2 pseudogenes are annotated in these 531 nt (G+C 69.9%); one reads left to right on the top strand and one right to left on the bottom strand.

Annotated elements, in window-relative coordinates:
* Positions 1–226: pseudogene (locus MKK65_RS06710) on the top strand (chemotaxis protein); the annotation flags it as partial.
* Positions 227–394: 168 nt separating this feature from the next.
* On the opposite strand, the pseudogene MKK65_RS06705 reads toward MKK65_RS06710, so the two are convergent.
* Positions 395–531 (bottom strand): annotated as a pseudogene (locus MKK65_RS06705) (porin family protein); the annotation flags it as partial.

Below are 531 nucleotides of genomic sequence, written 5' to 3'. Positions count from 1 at the left end.
GGAGATCACGGCGCGGGTGGAGGAGAACGTCCAGACGTTCCAGCAGATCGTGGCCTCGACCAACCAGCAGCAGCTCGGGATCGAGCAGGTGATGGGCGCGCTGCAGAACATCCGCCAGGCCAGCCAGCAGACGGCGGCCGGGACCCGCGAGGTCGAGACCGCCTCGGCCAACCTCACCGAACTCGCCCAGGCCCTCATGGCCCTGGCCGAACGCTACCGGCACTGAGGGCGGCAGCATCCGCGGGGCGAGACCGGCTCGACCGTGCCGCCCGGTCCGGCGGAGCGATCGAGCCGCCCACAAGCAAAAACCCCAGACGCGGATGCGTCTGAGGCTTGGTCGGCTTGATATCCAAACAACCACGCCCGGCCCGGAGGCCGGGCGCGCCTGTGGGTCTTAGTACGAGCCGAACTTGTAGTTCAGGCCGGCGCGGACGACGGCGAACTCGTCGTCGCGGCGACCGATGGCGCTGTAGGCGACCGGGACGAGGTTGGCGGCGTTGACGACGAGGGCGCCCTGGTTGCGGTTGCCGC

Source organism: Methylobacterium sp. J-001, from assembly GCF_022829565.1.
In the GTDB taxonomy this organism is placed as follows: domain Bacteria; phylum Pseudomonadota; class Alphaproteobacteria; order Rhizobiales; family Beijerinckiaceae; genus Methylobacterium.
The sequence above is the reverse complement of the archived record's forward strand: the minus strand, read 5'-3'. Positions and strand labels throughout refer to the sequence as shown.